22 protein-coding genes are annotated in these 23,179 nt (G+C 49.8%); 12 read left to right on the top strand and 10 right to left on the bottom strand.

What is annotated here, in order from left to right:
- Nucleotides 1–22: 22 nt before the first annotated feature.
- The 3 genes from SD10_RS06955 to SD10_RS06945 all read right to left on the bottom strand — a co-directional run bounded on the left by SD10_RS06955 (nucleotide 23) and on the right by SD10_RS06945 (nucleotide 3,089).
- The gene (locus SD10_RS06955; RefSeq protein WP_046376289.1) at nucleotides 23–931 is read right to left on the bottom strand and encodes a sugar phosphate isomerase/epimerase family protein; all 909 of its coding nucleotides are present in this window, start codon (nucleotides 929–931) and stop codon (nucleotides 23–25) included.
- 13 nt (nucleotides 932–944) lie between these two features.
- Nucleotides 945–2,321: an AGE family epimerase/isomerase gene (locus tag SD10_RS06950; protein ID WP_046376288.1), complete on the bottom strand. Its 1,377-nt coding sequence runs from the start codon at nucleotides 2,319–2,321 to the stop codon at nucleotides 945–947.
- Nucleotides 2,322–2,660: 339 nt separating this feature from the next.
- Nucleotides 2,661–3,089, bottom strand: coding sequence for a VOC family protein (locus tag SD10_RS06945; protein WP_046376287.1), 429 nt, complete (start codon nucleotides 3,087–3,089; stop codon nucleotides 2,661–2,663).
- A 128-nt stretch (nucleotides 3,090–3,217) separates the two neighbouring features.
- Between SD10_RS06945 and SD10_RS06940 the strand changes: the two genes are divergently transcribed.
- The 3 genes from SD10_RS06940 to SD10_RS06930 all read left to right on the top strand — a co-directional run bounded on the left by SD10_RS06940 (nucleotide 3,218) and on the right by SD10_RS06930 (nucleotide 6,221).
- Entirely contained in the window at nucleotides 3,218–4,336 is a 1,119-nt protein-coding gene (locus tag SD10_RS06940) for a glycoside hydrolase family 18 protein (RefSeq protein ID WP_052731100.1), read from the top strand.
- A gap of 98 nt (nucleotides 4,337–4,434) precedes the next feature.
- On the top strand, nucleotides 4,435–4,863 hold the full coding sequence (locus SD10_RS06935; RefSeq protein ID WP_046376286.1) for a hypothetical protein: 429 nt from the start codon (nucleotides 4,435–4,437) through the stop codon (nucleotides 4,861–4,863).
- 80 nt (nucleotides 4,864–4,943) lie between these two features.
- Nucleotides 4,944–6,221, top strand: coding sequence for a metal-dependent hydrolase family protein (locus tag SD10_RS06930; RefSeq protein WP_046376285.1), 1,278 nt, complete (start codon nucleotides 4,944–4,946; stop codon nucleotides 6,219–6,221).
- Nucleotides 6,222–6,412: 191 nt separating this feature from the next.
- Here the strand turns inward: SD10_RS06930 and SD10_RS06925 are convergent, their stop codons facing one another.
- Nucleotides 6,413–7,264 carry an alpha/beta fold hydrolase gene (locus SD10_RS06925; RefSeq protein ID WP_046376284.1) on the bottom strand — a complete coding sequence of 284 codons (852 nt, stop codon included), beginning with the start codon at nucleotides 7,262–7,264 and terminating at the stop codon, nucleotides 6,413–6,415.
- Nucleotides 7,265–7,272: 8 nt separating this feature from the next.
- Nucleotides 7,273–8,733, bottom strand: a complete 1,461-nt coding sequence (gene uxaC / locus SD10_RS06920) for a glucuronate isomerase (RefSeq protein ID WP_046376283.1) — start codon at nucleotides 8,731–8,733, stop codon at nucleotides 7,273–7,275.
- A 135-nt stretch (nucleotides 8,734–8,868) separates the two neighbouring features.
- Between uxaC and SD10_RS06915 the strand changes: the two genes are divergently transcribed.
- Complete coding sequence (locus SD10_RS06915; protein WP_046376282.1) at nucleotides 8,869–10,218, top strand: MFS transporter; 1,350 nt, start codon at nucleotides 8,869–8,871, stop codon at nucleotides 10,216–10,218.
- 41 nt (nucleotides 10,219–10,259) lie between these two features.
- Nucleotides 10,260–11,252: a sugar kinase gene (locus tag SD10_RS06910; protein ID WP_046376281.1), complete on the top strand. Its 993-nt coding sequence runs from the start codon at nucleotides 10,260–10,262 to the stop codon at nucleotides 11,250–11,252.
- A 95-nt stretch (nucleotides 11,253–11,347) separates the two neighbouring features.
- On the opposite strand, the gene SD10_RS06905 is transcribed toward SD10_RS06910, so the two are convergent.
- A complete protein-coding gene (locus SD10_RS06905) occupies nucleotides 11,348–12,070 on the bottom strand; it encodes a hypothetical protein (RefSeq protein WP_148562392.1) in 723 nt (240 codons plus the stop codon).
- A 221-nt stretch (nucleotides 12,071–12,291) separates the two neighbouring features.
- Nucleotides 12,292–13,140: a hypothetical protein gene (locus SD10_RS06900; RefSeq protein ID WP_148562391.1), complete on the bottom strand. Its 849-nt coding sequence runs from the start codon at nucleotides 13,138–13,140 to the stop codon at nucleotides 12,292–12,294.
- A gap of 358 nt (nucleotides 13,141–13,498) precedes the next feature.
- On the opposite strand from SD10_RS06900, the gene SD10_RS06895 reads away from it, so the two are divergent.
- The gene (locus SD10_RS06895) at nucleotides 13,499–15,007 is read left to right on the top strand and encodes a tagaturonate reductase (protein ID WP_046579145.1); all 1,509 of its coding nucleotides are present in this window, start codon (nucleotides 13,499–13,501) and stop codon (nucleotides 15,005–15,007) included.
- A gap of 238 nt (nucleotides 15,008–15,245) precedes the next feature.
- On the opposite strand, the gene SD10_RS06890 is transcribed toward SD10_RS06895, so the two are convergent.
- Both SD10_RS06890 and greA read right to left on the bottom strand, forming a co-directional pair.
- Nucleotides 15,246–15,635, bottom strand: a complete 390-nt coding sequence (locus tag SD10_RS06890) for an HIT family protein (RefSeq protein ID WP_046376278.1) — start codon at nucleotides 15,633–15,635, stop codon at nucleotides 15,246–15,248.
- Between the two features lie 90 nt (nucleotides 15,636–15,725).
- Nucleotides 15,726–16,199, bottom strand: a complete 474-nt coding sequence (gene greA / locus SD10_RS06885) for a transcription elongation factor GreA (RefSeq protein ID WP_046376277.1) — start codon at nucleotides 16,197–16,199, stop codon at nucleotides 15,726–15,728.
- A gap of 311 nt (nucleotides 16,200–16,510) precedes the next feature.
- Here greA and fmt point away from each other — a divergent pair, with 311 nt between their 5' ends.
- The 3 genes from fmt to SD10_RS06870 all read left to right on the top strand — a co-directional run bounded on the left by fmt (nucleotide 16,511) and on the right by SD10_RS06870 (nucleotide 18,701).
- The gene (gene fmt, locus SD10_RS06880; protein ID WP_227699162.1) at nucleotides 16,511–17,497 is read left to right on the top strand and encodes a methionyl-tRNA formyltransferase; all 987 of its coding nucleotides are present in this window, start codon (nucleotides 16,511–16,513) and stop codon (nucleotides 17,495–17,497) included.
- A 36-nt stretch (nucleotides 17,498–17,533) separates the two neighbouring features.
- The gene (locus SD10_RS06875; RefSeq protein WP_046376276.1) at nucleotides 17,534–18,025 is read left to right on the top strand and encodes a dihydrofolate reductase; all 492 of its coding nucleotides are present in this window, start codon (nucleotides 17,534–17,536) and stop codon (nucleotides 18,023–18,025) included.
- Between the two features lie 100 nt (nucleotides 18,026–18,125).
- Nucleotides 18,126–18,701, top strand: coding sequence for a dihydrofolate reductase (locus tag SD10_RS06870; protein WP_046376275.1), 576 nt, complete (start codon nucleotides 18,126–18,128; stop codon nucleotides 18,699–18,701).
- Between the two features lie 95 nt (nucleotides 18,702–18,796).
- Here SD10_RS06870 and SD10_RS06865 read toward each other — a convergent pair whose 3' ends face one another.
- On the bottom strand, nucleotides 18,797–19,588 hold the full coding sequence (locus tag SD10_RS06865; protein WP_046376274.1) for an MBL fold metallo-hydrolase: 792 nt from the start codon (nucleotides 19,586–19,588) through the stop codon (nucleotides 18,797–18,799).
- A gap of 79 nt (nucleotides 19,589–19,667) precedes the next feature.
- On the opposite strand from SD10_RS06865, the gene SD10_RS06860 reads away from it, so the two are divergent.
- From SD10_RS06860 to SD10_RS06850, 3 genes are read left to right on the top strand one after another with little or no spacing between them, the layout of a single operon-like run.
- A complete protein-coding gene (locus SD10_RS06860) occupies nucleotides 19,668–21,167 on the top strand; it encodes a sugar ABC transporter ATP-binding protein (RefSeq protein WP_046376273.1) in 1,500 nt (499 codons plus the stop codon).
- 23 nt (nucleotides 21,168–21,190) lie between these two features.
- A complete protein-coding gene (locus SD10_RS06855) occupies nucleotides 21,191–22,180 on the top strand; it encodes an ABC transporter permease (RefSeq protein WP_046376272.1) in 990 nt (329 codons plus the stop codon).
- Between the two features lie 33 nt (nucleotides 22,181–22,213).
- Nucleotides 22,214–23,161 (top strand): sugar ABC transporter substrate-binding protein, encoded by a 948-nt coding sequence (locus tag SD10_RS06850; protein ID WP_046376271.1) that lies wholly within the window; start codon nucleotides 22,214–22,216, stop codon nucleotides 23,159–23,161.
- Nucleotides 23,162–23,179: the final 18 nt, after the last annotated feature.

Raw genomic sequence — 23,179 nt, 5'->3', positions numbered from 1 at the left:
AACCTCGCGAACAGGCCAACGCTCAAAGTTCGCTGAACTGTTGTTTGACCACCTCAATGCCCTGCTTTACTTCCTTGTCGAAATCAGTCCAGTTGCATTCCAGTGACAGGCCACCGGTGTACTTGATTTTTTTCAGGGCTCTGAAATATGGCTTGAAATCATCACCCGCTATGCCCGGTGCCGTCCGTTTTTGTTTCTCGGCTAAATGGCAATGCACAATGTATTCTTTATACTTAATGATTTCTTCCGGCTTTTCGTCGTCCTTCAGCATGTGATAAATATCGCACTGCAACTTGAACCACGGATTATTAACCGCCTGAATAATCTCTACGCCCTCGGCCAGACTGTTAATGAAATTGGTTTCGCTTCGGTTAAGCGGTTCAACGGCCAGCGTAACCCCATGTTTTTCGGCCAGAGGAGCCATTTTCTGACAAAGCTCAATGTGCTGGGCTTTGGCTTTATCGCGGTCGAAACCATCGGGTATGGCTCTTGAACCACCACTACCGAACACAATGTTTTTTGAACCACATTCCTTCGCGCGCTTCAGAGCCAGGTCGGCGCGCTGCAAAATAGCCTCGTGGTGTAGCGTCGGCCCGACCGACTTCAAGCTGCCGGGGAAGAAATAGATATACGACCGGATGGGCATGCCCGTCGTTTTCAGTTGCTGTACGTTTCGGGCATAAGCCTCTTCGCCCCCATCGGGTAGCAAAAAGCGACCAACGCTTTCTTCAATGAATGAATATCCCAGCTCTTTCAGCATAGCTGCTTTCTCGTAGGCTGCACATACGCCTAAAGGAGGCATAAATGAGGCTTTGTTGGTAGCGAACGTTAAGGCTTCGGCGAGCGGGTTAACCCCAACCGTACCCGCCAGAGCAGCGACCGATGTTTTCAGAAAGCGTCTCCTCGACGGGTCGTTTTTGGTTTGTGTCATGTGTTTAGGAAATCTATTTACCTGTATGTGAATGGCCCGCTGGCTTTTCCCGCGATTGATCGACACAGCTCGTCAGGGCGCGGTAGGTGTGGTAGGCGGCTTTCCAGATGTGTCCTTTCTGACCAGTCCGGCGCTGGGGATCTTTGTCCAGTCCTTCTTCGTACCAATCCCCGTGTTCATGGTCGATCAGATAGGTCTGACAGTACTGCCAAAGCAGTTTGTAATTGGCAAAATACTGCATGGGATCATTGGGGTATTTGTTGGCCATGAGCAACAACGTGTTAAGACCTTCTGCCTGCGACCACCAGTTTTTGCTTTCCCGAATAATGGACATGCCGGGTTTATCCTTAAAATAATATCCCTGATCGTAGAAGCCCCCCACCGATTTGTCGAAGCCCGTCGTTAGGGCGTGATCAACCATTCGTTTGCCTACCCTGAGCGTCGTTTCATCGTTTTTCAGCCCCAGCGCATGCGATGCTTCGAGCATCAGGTAAGCCGTTTCGACATCGTGCCCGAACGAAATATGATCCAGATTCCGGTGTTTGAGGATAACCGCTTCCGACGAATCCCGAAACGAAACGGGCGTCCAGTCAGGCTTGAAGAACAAGACCAGGTTGCCATTGGGCGTCGTGATTTTATCCCGAATCAGGAGAAGCATCTCGGTCAGGCGCTCCCGAACCAGTGGATCGGGCCAGACAGAGTAGAGTTCCGTGAGGGCTTCGAGCAGGTGAATGGAGCTGTTCTGGTCTTTGTAACCCAGATCTGACGTAGACGGCACAGCGGCATCCCGTTTGATGGGTGTACCATTCCGTTGCAGGTGCTGAAAATAGCCTTTGTAAACCGGGTCGTGGCTATGCTGTTCCAGCCAGTTGAATGCCTTTTTTGCCAGATTCAGGGCGGCCGTGTCCTTCGACATGTGGTAATAGGCACTCAGCGCATAGAGGCCAAACGCGTTTCCGTAGGCTTCTTTATTGCCAACTCCTTTGACCGTTCCTTTTCGGTCAACCAGCGTGTAAAAACCACCGTATTCCTTGTCCCACATTTTATCCCGCAGAAACTGAAATCCATGCTGAGAATTGCTCTTGTAATAGGTAACCGATGGGTATCGCTCGGCGGCTTTGGCGGTTGTCCATACGTGCCGGGCCTGGGTCACAATCATCTTGTCCTGTGGCCCTGTTGGCTTGAAGTCGTAGGTAAACGCACTCAGAAACCCACCAAACTCCTTGTCTACGGCCAGTGGGTACCAGTAGTTAAGCATTTCCGTACGAACGGATTTCTCCATGTCGGCCGCAATTCGGGATCGTTCGGCGTTTGTTTTCTGCGCTAAGCCAACCTGCGTCAGCCCGACGGTCAACAAGCCAAGACCGAGCGTAACTACACTGTTTTTCATGAGGTTATGTTTAGGAATAGGTTCATCTCGGCATCACCGGGATGGATACGGTCTTTCGGCAGTAAATCCTGCACGTTCGGCATCCATAGACAAAGGCTAAATCGTATCCGAATTTAACTACTCGCCCGGCGTGCAGTATACTTAAAACGGGCAAGGTCAACTTTTCAAAAGTAGATTCAGGCTGGCGAGTTAGCCAATAGGGTAATCCCTACATTTTTTACTCAACACGCAGACGATTATGCTCGACATCAGCGCTTGTACTTAACAACAAATAACGCCTGAACACAGTCTGCGACTATGCTCAGGCGTTATAATGATTGAAGTCCTTAACCTATACGTTTAGGCAACGCTAACTTCGGTCTGCTCCTGCTGAATGGCACTGGGGTCCATGTACATAATCTCCCAGAGGTGGCCATCCCGATCCTGAATTCCATGCCCATACATGAAGCCCTGATCCTGGGGCTCATTGGGCGTCGTTGCTCCGGCTGCTACGGCCTTACTCACCCACTCATCTACAGCCTCCCGGCTTTCAGCAGAGAGGCAGATAATCGCTTCATTGCCTTTTGTGGTATCAACGATTTCTTTTCTGGTAAAGCTCTTGAAAAATTCCTCGACCAGGAGCATCACGTAGATATCCTCGCTAATGATCATGCAGGTAGCCTTCTCATCTGTAAACTGAGGATTAAAGCTGTAGCCTATTTTAGTAAAAAACTCGACCGACTTGTTGAGGTCTTTAACGGGCAGGTTTATAAAAATTTTGGTTGCCATAAGTATGTTGTTTTGTTTTTGAGTTTACCTTACAAAGATACCGGCAAACCCGTTTTTGACTGGTGTGCCAATGCGACAATAGCAGGGGTGAATCCGTCAATAACAGGCCCCTCAAACCGACACATTTCATGCTTCGATTAATTTATCTACTCACGTCTCTGGCTGCAGTGGCTGGCCTATATTCTGGCTTTAAACCCGACCCGAAAACCAAACCCATTGTGCTTGCCTATGTGGGCGGTTTCCGCGGGTTGGTCAACACCGACAACATTGCCGCCGAAAAACTAACGCACATCAACTACGCCTTCGTGGATGTCAGGAAGAACAGGGCGTGGCTGCATAACCTCGCTACCGACTCGACTAATTTCAAGCACCTGAACCAGCTTAAACTCCGAAACCCCGACCTCAAAATCATCATTTCGATTGGCGGCTGGGCCTGGAGCGAAAACTTCTCCGATGCTGTCGTGAGCGATACAGGGCGCGTAGCTTTTGCCGCTTCGGCTGTGGACATTGTTCGGGAATACCAACTCGATGGCATCGACATTGACTGGGAATATCCCGGCATGAAGGGCGAAGACAACGTCTTTCGGCCTGAAGACAAGGAAAATTTCACGCTGCTGTTTAAAGCCTTGCGCGAACAACTGAACAGTTTGAAACAACAGACTGGCAAGGAGTACCTGGTGACTACAGCACTGCCTGGCTTTGACGCTATTTTTACCCATACCGACATGGCGAAGGCACACCAATATCTGAATTACATCAATGTCATGTCATACGATTTTTTCACCGGCGGGCCTCTGGCTGGCCACCATACAAACCTGTACGCATCGGGTAAAGTCGATAACGAAACCTCGGGCGACAAGGCCGTGAAGCTCTACGAAAAAGCAGGCGTTCCGGCCGATAAGCTTGTATTGGGCATTGCTTTTTACGGGCGGGCCTGGCAACTACAAACGGGTGACCCGAAGTCCTACCCAAGAACCATTACGAAAGTAGAACGGGGCGGAGGGTACAGCTTCATTAAAGACAGTTTACTCACCAATCCAGCGTACAAACGGTATTGGGATCGGAAGGCCAAAGCGCCTTATCTATACAATGCCGACCTTAAACGGTTCGTCTCCTACGATGATGAGGAATCGGTGAAAGCCAAGTGCAGTTATGTCAAAAAACATGGGTTGGCCGGAGTTATGTTCTGGGAATATTTCAGCGATCCTAAGGATTACTTACTGAGTGAGATCAATCGACAGCTGTGATGGGCTATACGGCGGGCAAACTTTTTCGTTATTTATGCCTTTCGTTACAACCCTTTTTCTTGGGCTGGTATCCTGATAAGAAATAAAGTACCAGTCCTATGCTATACTCAATAAAACAACTTTCTGGTTTATTCATCCTTGGCGCGCTTCTCTTTTCAGCCTGCAAATCATCCGAAACAACCCCGTCCGATTCTATTTCATTAGGTTTACATCAATCGGGCCGGCTGGGTTCGGATGTTGTCGTTCGTGCCGATTCGATTCAGGATAGCCGCTGCCCAATGAATGCGATATGCATCTGGGCCGGGCAGGCAAAAGTTAAATTATTGCTGTCAAAAGATTCGGATTCAACCGCTGTTCGGCTGTCGTTAGGCGCTGATCCGGGAAGTATGAACAAACGGCCCGACTCAACCACAGTTTCGCTGAAAAACGAAACCTACAAAGTGATCCTGCGCGAAGTGAATCCTTTTCCAGGCTCTACCTCCACCACACAACCACAAACGGCGGTGGTACAGGTATCAAAATTATAAGCGTTGTTCGACGGGTTTTTGTAATTTGAGGGCTGCAACGTATCGTTGTAGCCCTTTTTTGTACCCAACCAACTTCTTTTATGAGAAAACTGTATTTACTGGCAGGCTTGTCGCTGCTGGCCACTCCTCTTTTTGCCCAGCGGACGTTAATTCACTGTGGCAACCTCTTCGATGGTGTCAGCAATGGCTTGCAGCCGCAAATGACCGTAGTCGTTGAAGGCAACAAAATCACTGCTGTTCAGAAAGGCTATACTAGCCCCGTCGGCCAGGATCGGGTGCTGGACATGAAGTCAAAAACCGTTTTGCCCGGCCTGATCGACATGCACGTTCACCTGGAAAGCCAGACGCGCCGGGGCGGGGCTATCGACGGGTTCACCAAAAATCCATCCGACATTGCCTATCAGGCAGCTCAATACGCTAAAACAACGTTGCTGGCTGGTTTCACAACGGTCCGTGACTTGGGAGGCTCCGGCGTAAACGTATCGCTTCGTAACGCCATCAATGCCGGTCTGGTTGATGGCCCACGAGTGCTGACGGTTGGCAAATCCATTGCCACAACGGGTGGCCACGCCGATCCGACCAATGGCTATCGGAAAGACCTCATGGGTGATCCGGGCCCGGAAGATGGCGTCATCAACGGTCCTGAAGATGCCCGAAAAGCCGTTCGGCAACGGTACAAAGATGGCTCGGACCTGATCAAAATAACGGCAACCGGTGGTGTGCTGAGCAACGCGAAAGATGGCTCGGGGGCGCAGTTTACAGAAGAGGAAGTCAAAGCGGTGGTCGATGCGGCCAAAGATTATGGCTTTGCCGTAGCGGCCCACGCCCATGGAGCCGAAGGGATGAAACGGGCTATCAGAGCGGGGGTTCAGACGATCGAACACGGTACGCTGATGGACGATGAAGCGATTGAACTCTTCAAAAAATACGGGACCTACTACGTGCCAACGATCATTGCCGGGAAAACAGCGGCCGACTCGGCCCGGCATTTTGGGTATTATCCGCCCCTGGTTACCCCAAAAGCGCTGGCGATTGGCCCGAAAATTCAGGCTACGTTTGCCAAAGCGTACAAAGCGGGCGTTAAGATCGCCTTTGGCACCGATGCAGGTGTTTACATTCACGGCTTCAACGCAAAAGAGTTTGAGTACATGGTTGAAGCGGGCATGCCCCCTGTAGAAGCCATCAAAGCGGCTCTGATGACCAATGCTACATTACTGGGTATGAATACACAAATTGGCTCGGTTGAAACGGGCAAATTTGCCGATATTATCGCTGTGGATGAAAACCCGCTTCAGAATATCAAAACCCTGCAAGCCATACGGTTTGTGATGAAAGACGGGAAGGTTTATAAACAATAGTAAATGTACTAGCGGGCTAACACGTCCGGGTTGGCTCGCTACTATTTCTTTTCAATTCGTGGGACGGTATTCTCACCGTAGCCGCCAGGCTAAGGCTATAGTAGCTCCATATTCCTCTAACAACAGCCTAACCATCCGGAAAAGTGGGTCGTGAGGACACGACCTATGGGGGTCACTCAATACGCATCGGGTTAGCCCGCTAGTATCAATTCATTTACGCGTTTGGCTTCTTCATGCTGGACCCAATGAGTTGCTTCCTCGAAAAACACCACACGGCCATTATCGCACAGGTCAATGCTGAGTTGGGCCATCTCACGTTTCAGAAACTGATCGCGGACACCCCAGATCAGTAACGTCGGCACGGTGACCCGCACAGAAGAACGTTTAGCCGGTGGCATGCGGAGCGCGGCCCGATACCAATTGATCATCGCGTTTATGGCCCCCGGCTGCAACCACGCAGCCTTATACTGCAAGAAATCCGCCCGCTTGAATGTGCCGGGACGGCTGCTGCCCAATAACGTTTTAACCAGGGCCGTTGCGTTGCCCAGGCGAGCCAGCAACTCGGGCACTACCGGCAACTGAAAAAAGCCGATGTACCAGCTACGCAGCATCTGCCCCACATCACGACTGGCGAATTTTTTCATAGCCACCGGATGCGGTACATTGAGCACAACCAGCCGTTCGACCCGCTCAGGAAACGACACAGCCGTCCACCAGGCCACAGCCGCCCCCCAATCGTGACCCACTACAACGGCTTTTTGCCGTCCGGCGGCATCAATCAGGCCAACCACATCAGCCACCAGTGTATCCAAGGCATAGGCCTCGACGCCCGTCGGCTTATCACTGAGGTTGTAGCCACGCTGATCAGGCGCCCAGACCCGGAAACCAGCCTCCGCTAACGCATCGATCTGGTGTTTCCAGCCATACCAGAACTCCGGAAAACCGTGCAACAGAATAATGAGAGGTCCCTCCGTCGGGCCGGCCTGCACCACGTGCAACCGTACGGGAGACGGCCTATTTACATCGACAAAGGTGTGCGTCATTGACTGGGTTAGAAACCAAAATACTGTTCTGCGTTCCGATAACAAATGTCCTGAACAATCTGCCCAACCCAGTCAATATCGTTAGGCAACTCGCCGTTTTCGATGTCGTTTCCGAAAAGATTGCAGAGAATCCGCCGGAAATACTCGTGGCGGCTGTAGGACACAAAACTGCGCGAGTCGGTGAGCATTCCCACAAAAGCACTCAGCAACCCCATGTTCGAGAGGGCGTTGATTTGCTTCTCCATGCCGTCTTTCTGATCCAGGAACCACCAGCCGGAACCAAACTGTACCTTCCCCCGCACGGAGCCATCGTTGAAGTTGCCAACCATGGTGGCCATCACTTCATTATCGGCCGGATTCAGGTTATACAGAATCGTTTTGGCTAGTTTATTCCGGTCATCCAGCCCCCCCAGAAAGCGAGACAGTGAAGCCGCTTGAGGAAAATCACCGATACTATCCCAACCCGTATCGGGGCCGAGATCGCGCAATCGGCGGATGTTGTTGTTCCGAAGGGCGCCCAGGTGAAACTGCTGGGTCCAGCCTTTTTCGTGATCCCACTCAGCAAACTGCACCAGCATGAACGACTTGAACTTCAGCACATCCACCGGCGAAACAGCAACGCCCCGGTGCAAGTGGTCGAATATCCGTTGCACATCACTCTCTTTATACGGCTCTGCGTAAATCATCTCCAGGCCATGATCGGACAGGCGGCAACCCATTTCAGCAAAATAGTCGTGTCTGGATTTCAGCGCGTCGAGGTAGTGCGTCAAGGTCAGAATTTCCCGGTTCGTCACCTCGCCTAGCTTGTGCATATACGCCCGCAGGGCCGTTGGGTCATCGGCCGCCATGGCCTTATCGGGGCGGAAGGTAGGCAGCACTTTCGTTTCGAATGCAGTATTGCTCCCGGCTCTTTCCTGAGCGGCTCTTTCCTGAGCGGCTCTTTCCTGAGTTACTTTACGGTGGTGTTCGAGCGAATCCAGCGGATCGTCGGTCGTGCACACAACCCGAACATCAAAATGGGTTAGCAGTGTCCGCGCAGACAGGTGCGGCAGTTGTTCGTTGCACGCATCATAAATTGACCGCGCTGTCGACGGATTAAGCACGTCCGTAATCCCGAATGGATTTTTTAATTCCAGATGCGACCAGTGATAGAGCGGATTTCGGAGCGTATAAGGAATGGTTTCAGCCCACTTCTCGAACTTCTCCCAATCGCTCGCATTCCCCGTGCAGTATTGCTCGGGAATACCCTGCGTACGCATAGCCCGCCATTTGTAATGGTCACCATGGAGCCAAAGCTGTGTCATATTCTCAAATTGACGGTCGGCGGCAATCTGGTCAGGCGGCAGATGACAGTGGTAATCAATAATCGGCATCTGCCGGGCATAGTCATGATAGAGCCGACGAGCCGTTTCGGTTTGCAACAGAAAGTCGTCGGACAAGAACGTGGAAGCGGGAGCCAGTGTGTGCATGCGGATTAAAGCAGAAGCGGGGTCAATTCTCCCGGCTTCCGGGGTATTTTTTTATAGGTTACTAACTTACAACCCAGGTAAGGTAAAAAAGCACCTGCGCTGACTTTTCTTCCAAAAATCTTAGTTGCTTTGCAAATGCCCACCCCCTCCGGTCGTTTTCGCTGGCGTATTGTTACGTTGCTCTTTCTGGCAACGACCATAAATTACATCGATCGGCAGGTCTTGTCGTTCACCATGACGGATGAGTTGTTCCGGAAAGAAATGCTCGGTGTTGCCCCCGATGCCATGCTCACCAAAGAAGCAACCGACCGATTCAAGGTACTGTATGGCGATGTCGATGCGGCTTTCAAATTTACTTACGCCATTGGTTTTCTGCTCGTTGGCTGGCTCATTGACAAGATAGGCACCCGACGGGGCTTCTCGGTGGGTATCCTGGTCTGGAGTATTGCGGCCGTATTCACCGCCTTTGTGAATACCATTGCCGGACTGCGCTGGATGCGTGCCTTACTGGGCCTCGGCGAAGCAGCCAACTTTCCATCGTCCATTAAAACCATAGCGGAGTGGTTTCCCCGGCGCGAACGCTCCTTTGCCAATGGCCTCTTCAATGCGGGGGCCAATGTGGGCATTATTCTGACAGCGCTGGCCGTTCCTTACCTGATTTTAGCCTTTGGCTGGCGTAGTTCCTTTTTAGTGACAGGCATGCTGGGTTTTTTCCTGCTTATGTTCTGGTGGTTTACGTACAGCAAGCCCGAACGAAACCTAAGGCTATCAGCGGCAGAGTTAGCTTATATCCGGAAAGACGACGAGAAATTACCGCCCCTAAAGGTTTCCTGGGGTCGGCTGCTGGGGTATAAACAAACGTGGGCGTTCGCAATCGGCAAATTTATGGCCGACCCAATCTGGTGGTTCTATATGTCGTGGCTTCCCGATTTTTTCAACTCAAACGACGCTCTCAACGAACGGCTAGATTTGAAAAGTTTTGGCATTCCGTTTCTCATCATCTATGCGGTTTCCGATGCGGGCAGCGTCTTTTTCGGATGGCTTAGCACGCAGTTCATGCGCTGGGGATGGTCGGCCAACCGTGCCCGGAAAACAACGATGCTCATTTGCGCGCTCTGCGTGGTCCCGATTTTCTTTGCGGCTCAAACCAATAGCCTGACCGTTGCCATCGGGCTCATAGCCCTGGCCACAGCTGCCCATCAGGGCTGGTCGGCCAATATGTATACCTTTGCGTCGGACCTGTTCCCCCGAAATGTAGTGGCCTCAGTCACAGGCATCGGAGGCATGTTTGGGGCGGTGGGTGGCATCTTACTGGCCTTGCTGGCTGGCCGGATTATCACCGCCTTTGGCTACCTGCCCATGTTCATTGTCGCCAGTTGCTCGTATTTAATTGCACTAGTTATTATTCATCTGGTCTTACCAAAATTAGAGCCAGTACGAACAGAAGAGCTCATGAGCGAGTATAGTACCAACGGGAAGTCGTAACAGAGCTTTCTGTCAAGTCACGTTTATACCCCATCGCACCGATGAAAATTGTCACCTTTGGCGAAGTGATGCTTCGCCTGAGTCCGCCCGGCGTCGAACGCTTTGCCCAGACCGACACGCTCCATATGCATTTCGGGGGTACCGAAGCCAATGTGGCCGTATCACTCGCGCAGTTTGGCCTACAGGCAGCGCACGTCACCCGCTTTCCCGATCATGCCCTTGGCCGGGCGGCTACGGGTTACCTTCGTAAATACGCCGTCAGCACCGAACATATTCGCTACGGCGATGGACGCCTGGGTCTTTATTTTCTGGAAACGGGGGCCGGTAGCCGGGCCAGCCAGATTATTTATGATCGGGTCGATTCAGCCTTTGCCCGTATTCGCCCCGAGGAGATCGACTGGGAAACCGTTCTACAGGGCGCTTCCTGGTTTCACTGGACGGGCATCACGCCCGCCCTGTCGCAGGGCGCGGCCGACTGTTTGCTGGCAGGCATACAAACCGCCAACCGGCTGGGCGTTCCGGTCTCTACGGACATTGTTTACCGAAGTAATCTGTGGCAATATGGACGAAAGCCCCAGGACATTATGCCCGCCCTAACCGAAGGCTGTACGCTTGTGCTGGGCAGCAAAACCCTTTTCTCCGACCTGTATGGCGTGGTTGGCAGCACCTTTCAGGAGTCGGGACGTGCCCTGATGAAACACTTCCCCAATGTTCGCTACATTACCGACACTAAACGAAGATCTGTCAGTGCCTCGCACAATCAGTTGTCGGCCAAGCTGTTCGATGGCGAAGCCGTCTACAAATCCCGAATCTATGACATCAACCCCATTACAGATCGAATCGGCACGGGCGATGCGTACATGGCGGGCCTGATCTACGGCCTGCTGACGTTCAACGACTTGCAGCGGGCCGTTGAATTTGGCGCAGCCGCATCAGCTCTAAAGCACACCATTCCAGGCGATGTCAACCTGGCCACCGTTGCCGAAGTGGACACCCTGGCCAACGGCGATAGTTCGGGCAAACTGAAGCGCTGATGCGGTTCTCTGTAAACGGTTTATCTGTAAAAAACCTGCCTTTAAGTGAATGGATTAGAAAATAAAGGAGAAGATCTCCTAATAAGAAAAAGAGATTAAGGACAGCTATAGGTAAAATCAGTGACGGTTACCCTGTCACCACCGTATATGTAGCCCAGTTCACCATCCTTCCCCCGAAAAATCTGTCGCTTTACATTACCCGTTTCATTAAATACGTATGAATACTTAACGGTGTGTACACCCGGGTACAGCTGCGTTGTAAACTTCTCATCAATGGTTTGCTTAATCAATAAATTGCGAGATGTTTTCCCATAAAAACCTTGTACTGAGTGTAACCCTGGCTTGCTTAAGTCATACTCACTTTTAGTAATATAGCTGGGTGTAACTGGGCTATCTACGAATAGTGACTCCACTACATTGCCCTTATCAACTTTCGCTTCTCCCCATTGATCTTTAAGCGTTAACAAATAACCATCTTTGTCATATGTAGCTTCGTAACCATTAGGTCGCTTTGGAGCATAACCTTGCTTATTTAAGGCAATCAAATCTATGCTTTCCTTTTTGCCGCTATCAGCAAACCTAATCGTACGTATGCTTACTGCAGAGGGCATATACTGATAATAAACCGAATCACTATTTGCTCCGTTATAGTGGGCCTGGCTACCTGCGTATTGATTATACTCAGTTAGAATACGCCCATAAGCATCGTACGTATAAACGCTTTTCCGGGTCGTACTGACCTGAAACGATTCTCCGTTTATTGTCACCGTTTCAACATCAAGTTGAGATTGCTGGCTGGGGCTTACTAGTTCTTTCATAGTCTGCGTAGCAATCAAACAGGTGGGGGCTTTGGGTATAGTTTCCCCCTCAACCTCGGTCTGTTTTTCACAACCGCCACAGGAAACCAGTAAGACGAATGACAATCCTGTGTATAGAGCTAAACTTTTCATGGTGACACCATGCTAGGTTGAGGATAAAGAATTAAATTTTAGTATCGAAAAGTAAAGCAATTACTAGCTGGCAATACGGGGTTATCCTATCAAGGGCACAGGTAAGTAAAATCCGTAACGGTAACTTTACCATCGTTTCCACCAAATATATATCCACTGTCTTTTTCCTCTTCAATCTGACGTTTCACACGGCCTATATCGTCGAATACGTAGGTGTAAGTGACTGTATATTTGACGGGGCCCGTTTGTTTGTAATCTGTTTGCTGAACGGTATACTTTGTTCTCAGATTGCGAGGGGATTTTCCATAAAACAATTTAATAGGTGGTAAGCCCGGTTTAGTTAGGTCGTAGCTATATATGTAGGGGAAATCTCCTGTGCCTGGGCCTTCAAGAGTAAACACCCACTGAATTACATTACCGTTTTCAATTTTTTCGGGTACCCCATAATAATCTGTTAAGCTTGTCAAATACCCATCCTGGTCGTACGAGGCATTATAACTGGTAGGAAAAGGGCCATTAATTAATTTCTCCGCCAATCCCTGCTTATTTAATTTTAAAACCTCAGTCTGAAATGTTTTATCCGTGAGGTTAATTGTACGTATAGTGACAGCCCCAGCCGTATATTTATACAAAACAGAATCATATTTTGCGCCTGAATACGCATTATATTCGGTCAAAATACGACCCTTTGTATCGTAGCTATAGACACTCTTTTGGGTCGTGCTGACCTGAACCGATTCATTTCCGATAGTGACTGTCTCCAAGTCAAGTTGAGATTGTTGATAGGAACTCACCGACTCTTTGGTAGTTTTTGTAGCAATCAAACAGGCGGGTGGTTTTAGAGTAGTCTCCTCTTCAACCTCAGTCTGCTTTTTACAACCATTATAGGAAATCAGTAGAGCAAGTGACAATGCGCTGTATGTGAGCAGTTTTCTCATAATCTCACGATATGATTTCTACAAAAACCAACGATATGTATATTTATTACAATACAATATTACAATAAAAGTTACTTTGTGATTAGTTATAGCTATATAATTACCATCTATTCAACTCTAGACAACCCAGTCGACTCGAAAACACGGCTAGCGCAACAGTATAAACCGTGCCGCTTTTTGTTATCATATACTTAATTGACATTCGGGCGAATGGCGTTTTTGATAAGATTGCCGTTCGGGATAACGATGTAGTTCGTATTATTGCTGAATTATGACCAATTAAGGCAAAACGTCAAGTATAGTTAATAGTAAATCCATCTGATTGATGACCGAAGGCCCGCTTACCGCACACCCAACCATGGCTAAATTAACCCGTTCAACCCACCCCGCTCCCGTTTTTCCCGAAAAGATTCTGCAATTCGGCACGGGTGTCCTTCTGCGCGGCTTACCCGATTATTTAGTACAAAAAGCCAATAGCGAAGGGCGATTTGAAGGCTCTATCGTTGTCGTAAAATCGACCGATAGCCAGACCAACGAATTTTCGGAGCAGGACAACCTGTATACGGTTGCCGTTCGGGGACTTCAGCAGGGGAAAGAGGTGTCCGAAAATACCATCGTTTCGGCCATCAGCCGGGTGTTGGCGGCTCAGACTCAGTGGAACGATGTGCTGGTACTGGCCCGAAATCCAAAACTACAGATCATCATCTCCAACACAACCGAGATCGGGTTGAACTACGTTGAAGAGAGTATTTTCCAACACCCTCCGCAATCATTCCCAGCCAAGCTAACGGCCTTTCTTTATGAGCGGTTTCGGAGCGTTGGTGGCTCGAAGGCCAAGGGGCTCGTTGTTATTCCTACCGAACTGGTCACCGACAACGGCCTGAAACTGCGGGATGCGGTTGAGAAACTTGCGCAATTCAATGAACTAGGCAAGCTCTTTACGAAATGGCTCAAGTTCCACGTCCGGTTCTGTAATTCGCTCGTTGACCGCATTGTTACGCGCCCCACCGAAAGCGCCCAGCAACTCGTGCAGCAGGAAACCGGTTACCAGGACGACCTGCTTACGTTTACCGAACCCTACCACCTGTGGGCCATTGAGGGCGACGACCGCGTTCGTCAAACGCTGTCATTTGCCGGACCATTGACCCCTCAGATCATTATCGATGAGGATATAAATTTTTACAAAGAGCGCAAGTTACGGGTACTCAATGGAACCCATACGCTTACCATGCCGCTGGGTTATCTGCTAGGACTGGAAACGGTTGCCGATGAAATGCTCCACCCGGCCATGAGTCGGTTTATTGAATCGCTGATGCTAAAGGAGATTGTCCCAACCGTGCCCGATTATGGCATTCCGGGTATGGATAAAGCCGCCGTTGAACAGTTTGCCAACGATGTACTGGACCGATTCAGAAACCCGCACCTCGACCACTTACTACTCAATATTTCGCTTCAGCAAACGACAAAAATGCAGGCCCGCAATGTAGCGACCCTGCAACGGTATTATGAACAATTCAATACGGTACCTAACCTGATGGCGCTTGGCTTTGCGGCCTACCTGCTGTTTATGAAAGCGGTACGGGAAGAAAAAGGGCAATTTTTCGGCGAAATTGCCCTGCCAAGCGGTGGCAAACTCAACTACCCCATTCGGGACGATAAAGCCGGGTATTTTTATGGGGACTGGAAAACCGTTAAAGAGCGAACACCAGCAACTGTGCAGGCTTTCGTAAAAAGCGTTTTATCCGACACAAAACTCTGGCAAGACGACTTGACCGCCCTACCAGGTTTCAGCGAAGCCGTTGCCCAACACCTAAATTCACTACTTACCCTGGGCATCGTCAAGACGCTGGAAGGCGCTGTTGAGTAGACGAGACGAGCTGTCGTAACTGGATTTTTGTCATCCCGACGTCAGGAGGGATCTTACTATTTCCTTACTTGAGCGCCAGGAGAGATTAAGACTCCTCCTGACGTCGGGATGACAGAATGGCGAATGCGAAGGTCCGCACTACGAAAACCATACCGCTTCTTCATTCATAGAGCCACCAAACACCAAGGCTGGACAATGTGAAATTGTCCGGCCTTGGTGTTTGGTGGCTTATTAAAAATTACAAAAAGCGACGAATTTTCTCGGCTGTGGCCGCCAGCTCATCCTGACTCGGCTTCAGTTTGTTATGAAAATTCATATCGGCCATGGAGTTCATCGGTATCAGATGCACGTGTGCGTGGGGCACTTCCAGGCCAACCACCGCTACACCAATCCGCAGACAAGGCACCGCTTTTTCAATGGCCGGGGCCACTTTCTTGGCGAAAGCCATCAGGCCCAAATAGAGGTCGTCGTCCAGATCGAACAGATAATCTACTTCTTTCTTAGGAATGACGAGCGTATGCCCGGTCGTTGTCGGCATGACGTCCAGGAAAGCAAGATACTCATCCGTTTCGGCGATTTTATGGGCTGGAATTTCGCCAGCAACGATTCGGGAGAAGATGGAAGCCATAAATAAAGTGAAGAGTGAACAGTTTAGCGTGAAGAATAGGTTTGCGCAGTTCTTTCGTCTACATTCTTCACGCTAAACTCTTCATTAAAACTACCGGGCAATCTCGATGACTTTAAACTCCAGTACGCCAGCCGGTACTTTGATCTCAGCAGTCTCACCAACACGCTTGCCAAGCAGCCCCTTTCCAATGGGCGAACCCACCGAAATACGGCCTGCTTTGAGGTCGGCTTCTTCTTCTGAAACCAGCGTATAGAGCATTTCGGCCCCACTTTTTACATTCTTAATTTTTACTTTCGACAAAACCGATACCAGCGAGGTATCGATGGTCGACTCGTCCAGCACGCGGGCGTTCGACAATACTTCTTCGAGTTTCGATATTTTCAGTTCATGCAAGCCCTGCGCATCTTTTGCCGCATCATACTCTGCATTTTCGCTAAGATCTCCCTTGTCACGCGCTTCGGCAATTTGATGGGCAATAGCCGTCCGTCCCTTGGTTTTTAACTCCACTAATTCAGCTTTAAGCCGGTTGAGTCCTTCTTCGGTGTAATATGAAATCTTTGCCATAATCTAATAGTACTAACTCGTTATTCTTTTGGTTCGGTGTGCTCCTTAAAAACAAAAAGAACGGTACGCCGACCGTTCTGCAACCAAATTGGTTTTCTTTGCAGACGCGTCAGAGTCGCCGTCGGGTTTCCGAAGCGCTCGGTTTAGGAACATGATAACTTATTCGTCGCATTGGCTAAGCCATTTATTGGCCGGTCACATTCTTTTACAAGGCGTTCGGAGCGACCCGTCTTGTGATACAAAAGTAAAAATACTTCCCGGCTATATCAACACATAGTCGCGGGCCTACGTAAAAAACGATTTACTGATTCATGCCTCAGTCCCTTCGCATTGTATTTATGGGCACGCCCGATTTTGCCGTCGCCAGCCTTCAGCGGCTTCTTGGCGCCGGCTGCCAGGTTGTTGCCGTTGTTACAGCACCCGACCGGCCCTCAGGACGTGGGCTTCAGCTTACGCCTTCCCCTGTTAAGAAAGCCGCCGAAGCTGCTAATTTACCGGTTCTGCAACCCGAAAAACTCCGCGACCCGGCCTTCCTGGAACAACTAGCTAGCTACCAGGCTGACCTTCAGGTCGTTGTTGCGTTTCGAATGCTGCCCGAGGTGGTTTGGAGCATGCCTACTATAGGAACGTTTAATCTGCATGGATCACTGCTGCCACAATACCGGGGAGCAGCGCCCATCAACTGGGCCATCATCAATGGCGAAACGGAAACGGGCGTCACTACTTTTTTTATCGAAAAGGAAATTGACACGGGCCTGATGATTTTTCAGGATTACGAACCGATCTACCCCGACGATACGGCCGGAACGGTTCATGATCGGCTGATGGAACGAGGGGCCAACCTGGTCCTGAAAACCGTTCATGCCATTGAAGCGGGCGAGTATCCGCGTACCCCGCAACCGGAAGCCCACGACCTGAAAGCAGCGCCTAAGCTCAGTCGTGAAACCACCGAAATTAACTGGAACCAACCGGCAATCACGATTCGTAATTTTGTGCGGGGCCTGTCCCCTTATCCAACGGCCTGGACAAAAATCAATGGCAAGGTGTTCAAGGTTTACGCGGTATCAATAATTAATGAGTTGTTAGATCCTGGGTTCGCCACCCTTAAAGAAATAGTAACTTATTCTCTCGTCAATACTCCTACTAATGTTGGTGAGGCTAAGACCGACGGAAAAACAACAATAGTCATGAAAGTTGCCGATGGCTGGCTCCAGATTGACTCTTTGCAAGCCGAAGGCAAACGGCGCATGACCGCCGAGGAGTTTTTGCGAGGCAATCGCCTAAGTCTGGATTTATAAACGTTAGATACTTTTTATTTTCCTACTCTTTACTTTATGAAAATCAGTCTCATTGCTGCGGTTGCGCAGAATGGCGTTATTGGTCGTAACAATGATTTACCTTGGCATTTGCCAGATGATATCGCTTTTTTTAAGCATAAGATTAGAGATCAAGTCGCCATTATGGGTCGTAAGTCTTTGGAAGCACAAAGGGGTATATTACCGAGTCTAGTAAATATAGCTATAAGCCGTAATTACAGTTACAAGGTCAGTAATGCCATAGTTGTTCATGATTTCAAGGAAGCAATAGAAATTGCGGCCAAATGGACTAATGAAGAGATATTCGTAATAGGAGGAGCGGAGATTTATAACTTAGCTATGCCTATCGCAACAACTTTGTATTTGACTGAAATTCACAAAGAGTATGAAGGGGATAGCTATTTTCCCCAATTTGACCGATCAAATTGGAAAGAATTTTCTCGCCAGAATCATCCTAGTGATGAACAACATGAAGTAGCATTTGATTATGTAAGCTATGAGCATTTGTAAGGTTAATTATTTCGATCAAGTGGTTCCTAAAGAGGTTTAAACTATTTTCTTCTTGGTTTTTTCGTTGTCAGCCTATTATTTAACCTAAAATTTGACTCTTATGAAAATCACTGCAATCGTTGCTGTAGACAAAAATGGTGCTATGGGAGTAGAAAACAGACTCTTATGCCACTTGCCTGACGACTTAAAGTTTTTCAAAGAGAGGACTTTGGGGAAGACAGTAATAATGGGAAGAAGAACTTTTGAATCGATTGGTAAACCTTTACCTAATAGATACAATATTATACTTACAAGACAGTCTACGTATGAAGTTGATAACTGTCTTATTAAGCATTCAATCCCTGAATGCATTGACACTTTAGAAACCCTTAGGGGAAAAGACGAAGAAGTGTTTATTATAGGTGGAGCAAGCATCTTCGAGCAAACTCTAGCTAAGTGGGATAAAATAATTCTTACGGTTATCGACCATGAATTTACAGAGGCCGATGCATTCTTTCCAAACTTCGAAGCTATATACAACAATAATAGTAAAGGGGGTGGATGGAATAGCAAGAAGCTACTCTTGAACCATACAATAGATGAAAGACATAAGTATAGCTACTCTGTCTATGAAATATGCAGAGACAGAAGATACACCAGCAAACAGTCTCAAATTAGACAGTTTCAGTTCATTTAAGAAAAATAAGTAATCGTCCACACCATAGTTATTTAAAGGCTTTTCGGCCTTCGACTTTGTGGAGTACGAGCGAAAAAACGAGTCGTAGGGCTGTCCTACACCAGTTCGCCGACCGCCTGCGTTGCCCTGATGGCATACACTGGCGTTTCGGCATACCGGGAGGCAACAATCACTTCGGTGGTATCCCGGTGAAGATCAAATAGGGCCTTGGATAACTCCGGGCAATTGTTGTCTTTCGATAAGTGCGACAGTAGTACATGGCTCATGAAAGCAGGCTTATGGGTCCGGAAAAGATCCAGAGCCTGCTGATTGGACAAGTGTCCTTTGCCCCCTCGAATTCTGTTCTTGAGGAAATACGGGTACCGGCCTCTCTCAAGCATCTCCTCATCGTAGTTCGCTTCCAGAAAGGCAGCATGGCATTGACTGAAATGGTGAATGAGGTGCTCGCAGGGGGCACCAATATCCGTAAAGACGCCTACTCTGGTATGTCGGCCCGCTACCACAAAGCTGTGCGGGTCGGAGGCATCATGGTGCTTCGGAAAAGCCGTAACGCATAACTCGCCAATCCAGACGGGATCGTAACCGCGCAGGGCTTTCAGCGGGAAGCCGGTCTGTGGCAAGCCCGAATTTTGCAGGGTGCCGGGCGTAATGAAAACGGGCAATTGGTACTTCTTGGCCAGTTGAGGAATTCCCCGAATGTGGTCACTGTGTTCGTGCGAAACAAAAATAGCCTTGACCGTCTGGAGTGACAGCCCCAGCCGCTCCATCCGCCGTTCAGTTTCTCGGCAGGAAATACCCGCGTCGATCAGAACAGCTTCCTGCTCATTTCCAACATAATAGCAATTACCGTTGCTGCCCGAATTCAGCGAGGTGATGAACAATTCCATACGCATACAAAGTACGGGTAAAATTCGACACAAAACGCCTTGTATCGTCTGAAGTAGGGATACAATCAGTCATTAGGGTATGCACGTCGATCAGGAATTTATTCTTACCGTCACGGGGCTCACGAAAACATTTTCGGGGGTGAAGGCGCTGGATAACGTCCAGCTGGCTGTCAGGAAAGGCGAAGTGCACGCACTGATGGGCGAAAACGGGGCAGGGAAATCCACCTTCATGAAGCTGTTAATCGGCCTCCTGACACCCGACTCGGGCGAAATCATTCTTGACGGCGAACCTTTAACGACCAGCAACGTCAACGACGTACTGAAAAAAGGTATTTCCATGATCCATCAGGAAATACTGGTGGTTCCCGAATTAACCGTTGCCCAGAACATCTTCCTCGGCCGGGAAACGAAGCGTAGCCTGTTTAGTTGGCTGGACGACCGAAAGCTGACCCAACAAGCGGGTGAACTGCTGCATCAGATGGGCGTAAGCATAGCGCCCACGGCTACAATAAAACACCTCAGTGTAGCCGAAAGGCAAATGGTCGAGATTGCCAAAGCCCTGTCGAACGATGCAAAGGTGATCATTATGGACGAACCGACCTCGGCCCTGGCCGATAACGAGGTGGCTACTCTTTTCCGGCTTATTCGGGAATTGACGGCAAAAGGCGTCGCAATTATTTACATCTCGCACAAAATGGACGAGATTTTTACTCTGGCCGATACCATCACGGTGCTCCGGGACGGCAGGTACATTGCCACCAAACCCGCTTCGGAACTGAATCAGCATGAATTGATCACGCTGATGGTTGGCCGGGAGATCGATACACTGTTCCCAGCCAATAACAGCCCCAAGGGGAATGAGATTCTATCGGTAAAAAACCTCAGCCGAAGGGGCAAGTTTTCGGATATCAGCTTCGTTGTTCGTGCTGGTGAAGTGCTTGGCATAGCTGGTCTGATGGGTGCGGGTAGAACCGAAATAGCCCGCGCCATCTTTGGGATGGACCCCATTAGCAGCGGGCAAATTCACCTTCATGGAAATCCTGTAACCATTAAATCCCCGCATGACGCGATCCGGCAGGGCATCGGCTACGTGAGCGAAGACCGAAAAGCATTCGGCTTCATTCCCCGCTTATCGGTCAGGCACAACATCACCTTATCGAGCGTGTCGACCCATGTAAAAGGGGGCTTTATCCAGGCCCGGCGCGAAGCCGAAACCGCCAAGGCGATGATGGCGGATCTGCGGATAAAAGCAGCCAGTCCTAATCAGCAGGTGACCTACCTGAGCGGAGGCAACCAGCAAAAAGTAATTCTCGGCAAAGTCCTTCTTTCTAAACCGGCGCTCATCATCCTGGATGAACCAACCCGGGGCATTGACATTGGCGCCAAAGCAGAAATCTATAAACTGATCAATCAATTATCGGCAAACGGCCTTGCGGTGCTCCTGATTTCATCGGAGCTTCCCGAAATACTGGGCCTGAGTGATCGAATACTGGTGTTGTCGCAGGGGAAACAGACTGCCCTGCTTTCCCGGACCGATGCCACGCAGGAAACGATCATGCGCTATGCCATGCATCCCTAAGCACCACCTTCTTATTCTTATTCATGAAAAACGGCATTAGTACGCTCTTCACGCAAACCAATAAGTTGCCCACACAGATACCCGGCAGAGGCATTCGTCAATACGGCCTTCTGGTCGCCTTTGTGGCGGTTTGCCTGGTACTCTCGCTTACAACACCCAAATTCCTGACGGTGCAGAACCTGATGATTATTTTGACGCAGGTATCCATCAATGCCTTGCTGGCGTTTGGCGTCACGTTTGTCATCATTGCGGGCGGTATCGACCTGTCCATTGGTTCCATGGTGGCGGTGACGGGCGTGGTGGCGGCCATGTTCGCTCACCCGGATACCTATCCGGTGGCCGTTCCGGTGCTGGCAGGTCTGGGGGCGGGTCTGCTCTTCGGTGCTGTCAACGGATTCATTATCACCCGCAGCAAAGTACCGCCCTTCATTGTCACACTGGGCACCATGACCATCGGCCGGGGGCTTGCCTTGATTCTTAGCAAAGGGCGTCCCATTTCCAACTTATCCGATTCGTTCAACTTCCTGGGTGGAGGAAAATTCTTGGGGATACCGACGCTAATCTTTATTCTGATTGCCCTCTTCATTGTCTGCTCCGTCGTGCTGAAACGAACTGTGCTGGGCCGGTACATTTACGCCGTTGGTGGCAACGAACAGGCAGCCAATGCATCGGGCATCCGGTTGACTACCGTAAAAATGGTCGTTTACACGCTCTGCGGGGGGTTAGCCGCATTAGCGGGTATTCTGCTGACATCCCGAATCACAACCGGCCAACCCAACGCCGGAACAGGCTTTGAGTTGGATGCCATTGCTGCGGCCATCATTGGTGGCACCAGCACCTCGGGCGGAACCGGAACCATGACGGGCACCCTGATTGGGGCGCTGTTGATTGGCGTCATCAGCAATGGGCTTGACCTACTCAACGTAACGTCTTATTATCAGCAGGTTGTCATGGGCGCTATCATCATCGGGGCGGTGGTGCTCGATAGCATGAATCAACCGGGTAATGACTAATTTTTCCATGTACCACCCTAAACGACAAACCGAATGAACCGTTTTCCCCTACTGATTGCGACCCTGTCTTTTACGCTACTGCTGGCAGGCTGCAACCAGTCAGCCACTACCGATGCCAGCCAGGGCGATGGCAGTAAAAAACTCGTTATGGGTGTCTCCATGTTGAGTATGCAGAATGAATTTATCGTCAACGTGAATGACGAAATGACCAAGAAAGCGCAAGAGGCCGGTGTCGAGCTGATTACCGTCGATGCTGAGCGGTCGGCGCTGAAACAGGTGGAGCAGATCGAGAGCTTTATTGCCCAGAAAGTAGACGCCATCATCATGAATCCGTGCGAAGTGGAAGCCAGTTCGCCAGCCGTTGCCAAGGCATTGGCAGCCAACATTCCGATCATCAACGTCAATTCGGAAACCAGCGCCAAACCATCGGCTTTTGTGGGGTCCGATGATGTCGAGTCGGCGCGTATCGCCATGAAATTTATTGCCGATAAATTAGGGGGCAAAGGCAATGTGGTAATGATGCACGGCTACATGGGCCAGGCCGCCCAACTAAAACGGGAACAGGGTGCCCGTGAAGTCCTGAAACAGTACCCTAATTTGAAACTCCTCGCCCATCAGACCGGCGAATGGGACCGGGCCAAGGCGATGGCCCTGATGGAAAACTGGATTCAGTCCTTTGGACCACAAATCAACGCCGTCTTTGCGCAAAACGACGAAATGGGACTGGGTGCCGTTAAAGCGCTGACCGACGCGGGCCTGAAAGACAAGGTTGTTGTTGTGAGCATCGATGCCATTCCCGACGCGCTACAGGCTGTAAAGAAAGGAACGCTCGACGCGACCATTTTCCAGAATGCCGAGCAGCAGGGTGCCAAAGCCATCGACACAGCGATTAAAGCGGCTAAAGGGCAACCTTATGAGAAACAAACACTTATTCCCTTCCAGCTGGTTACTAAGGCTAATTTGAGTACGTTTCTAAAATAGGTAATAGGGTAGAAATCG

The organism is Spirosoma radiotolerans (assembly GCF_000974425.1).
GTDB classification, from domain to species: Bacteria; Bacteroidota; Bacteroidia; order Cytophagales; family Spirosomataceae; genus Spirosoma; species Spirosoma radiotolerans.
The sequence above is the reverse complement of the archived record's forward strand: the minus strand, read 5'-3'. Positions and strand labels throughout refer to the sequence as shown.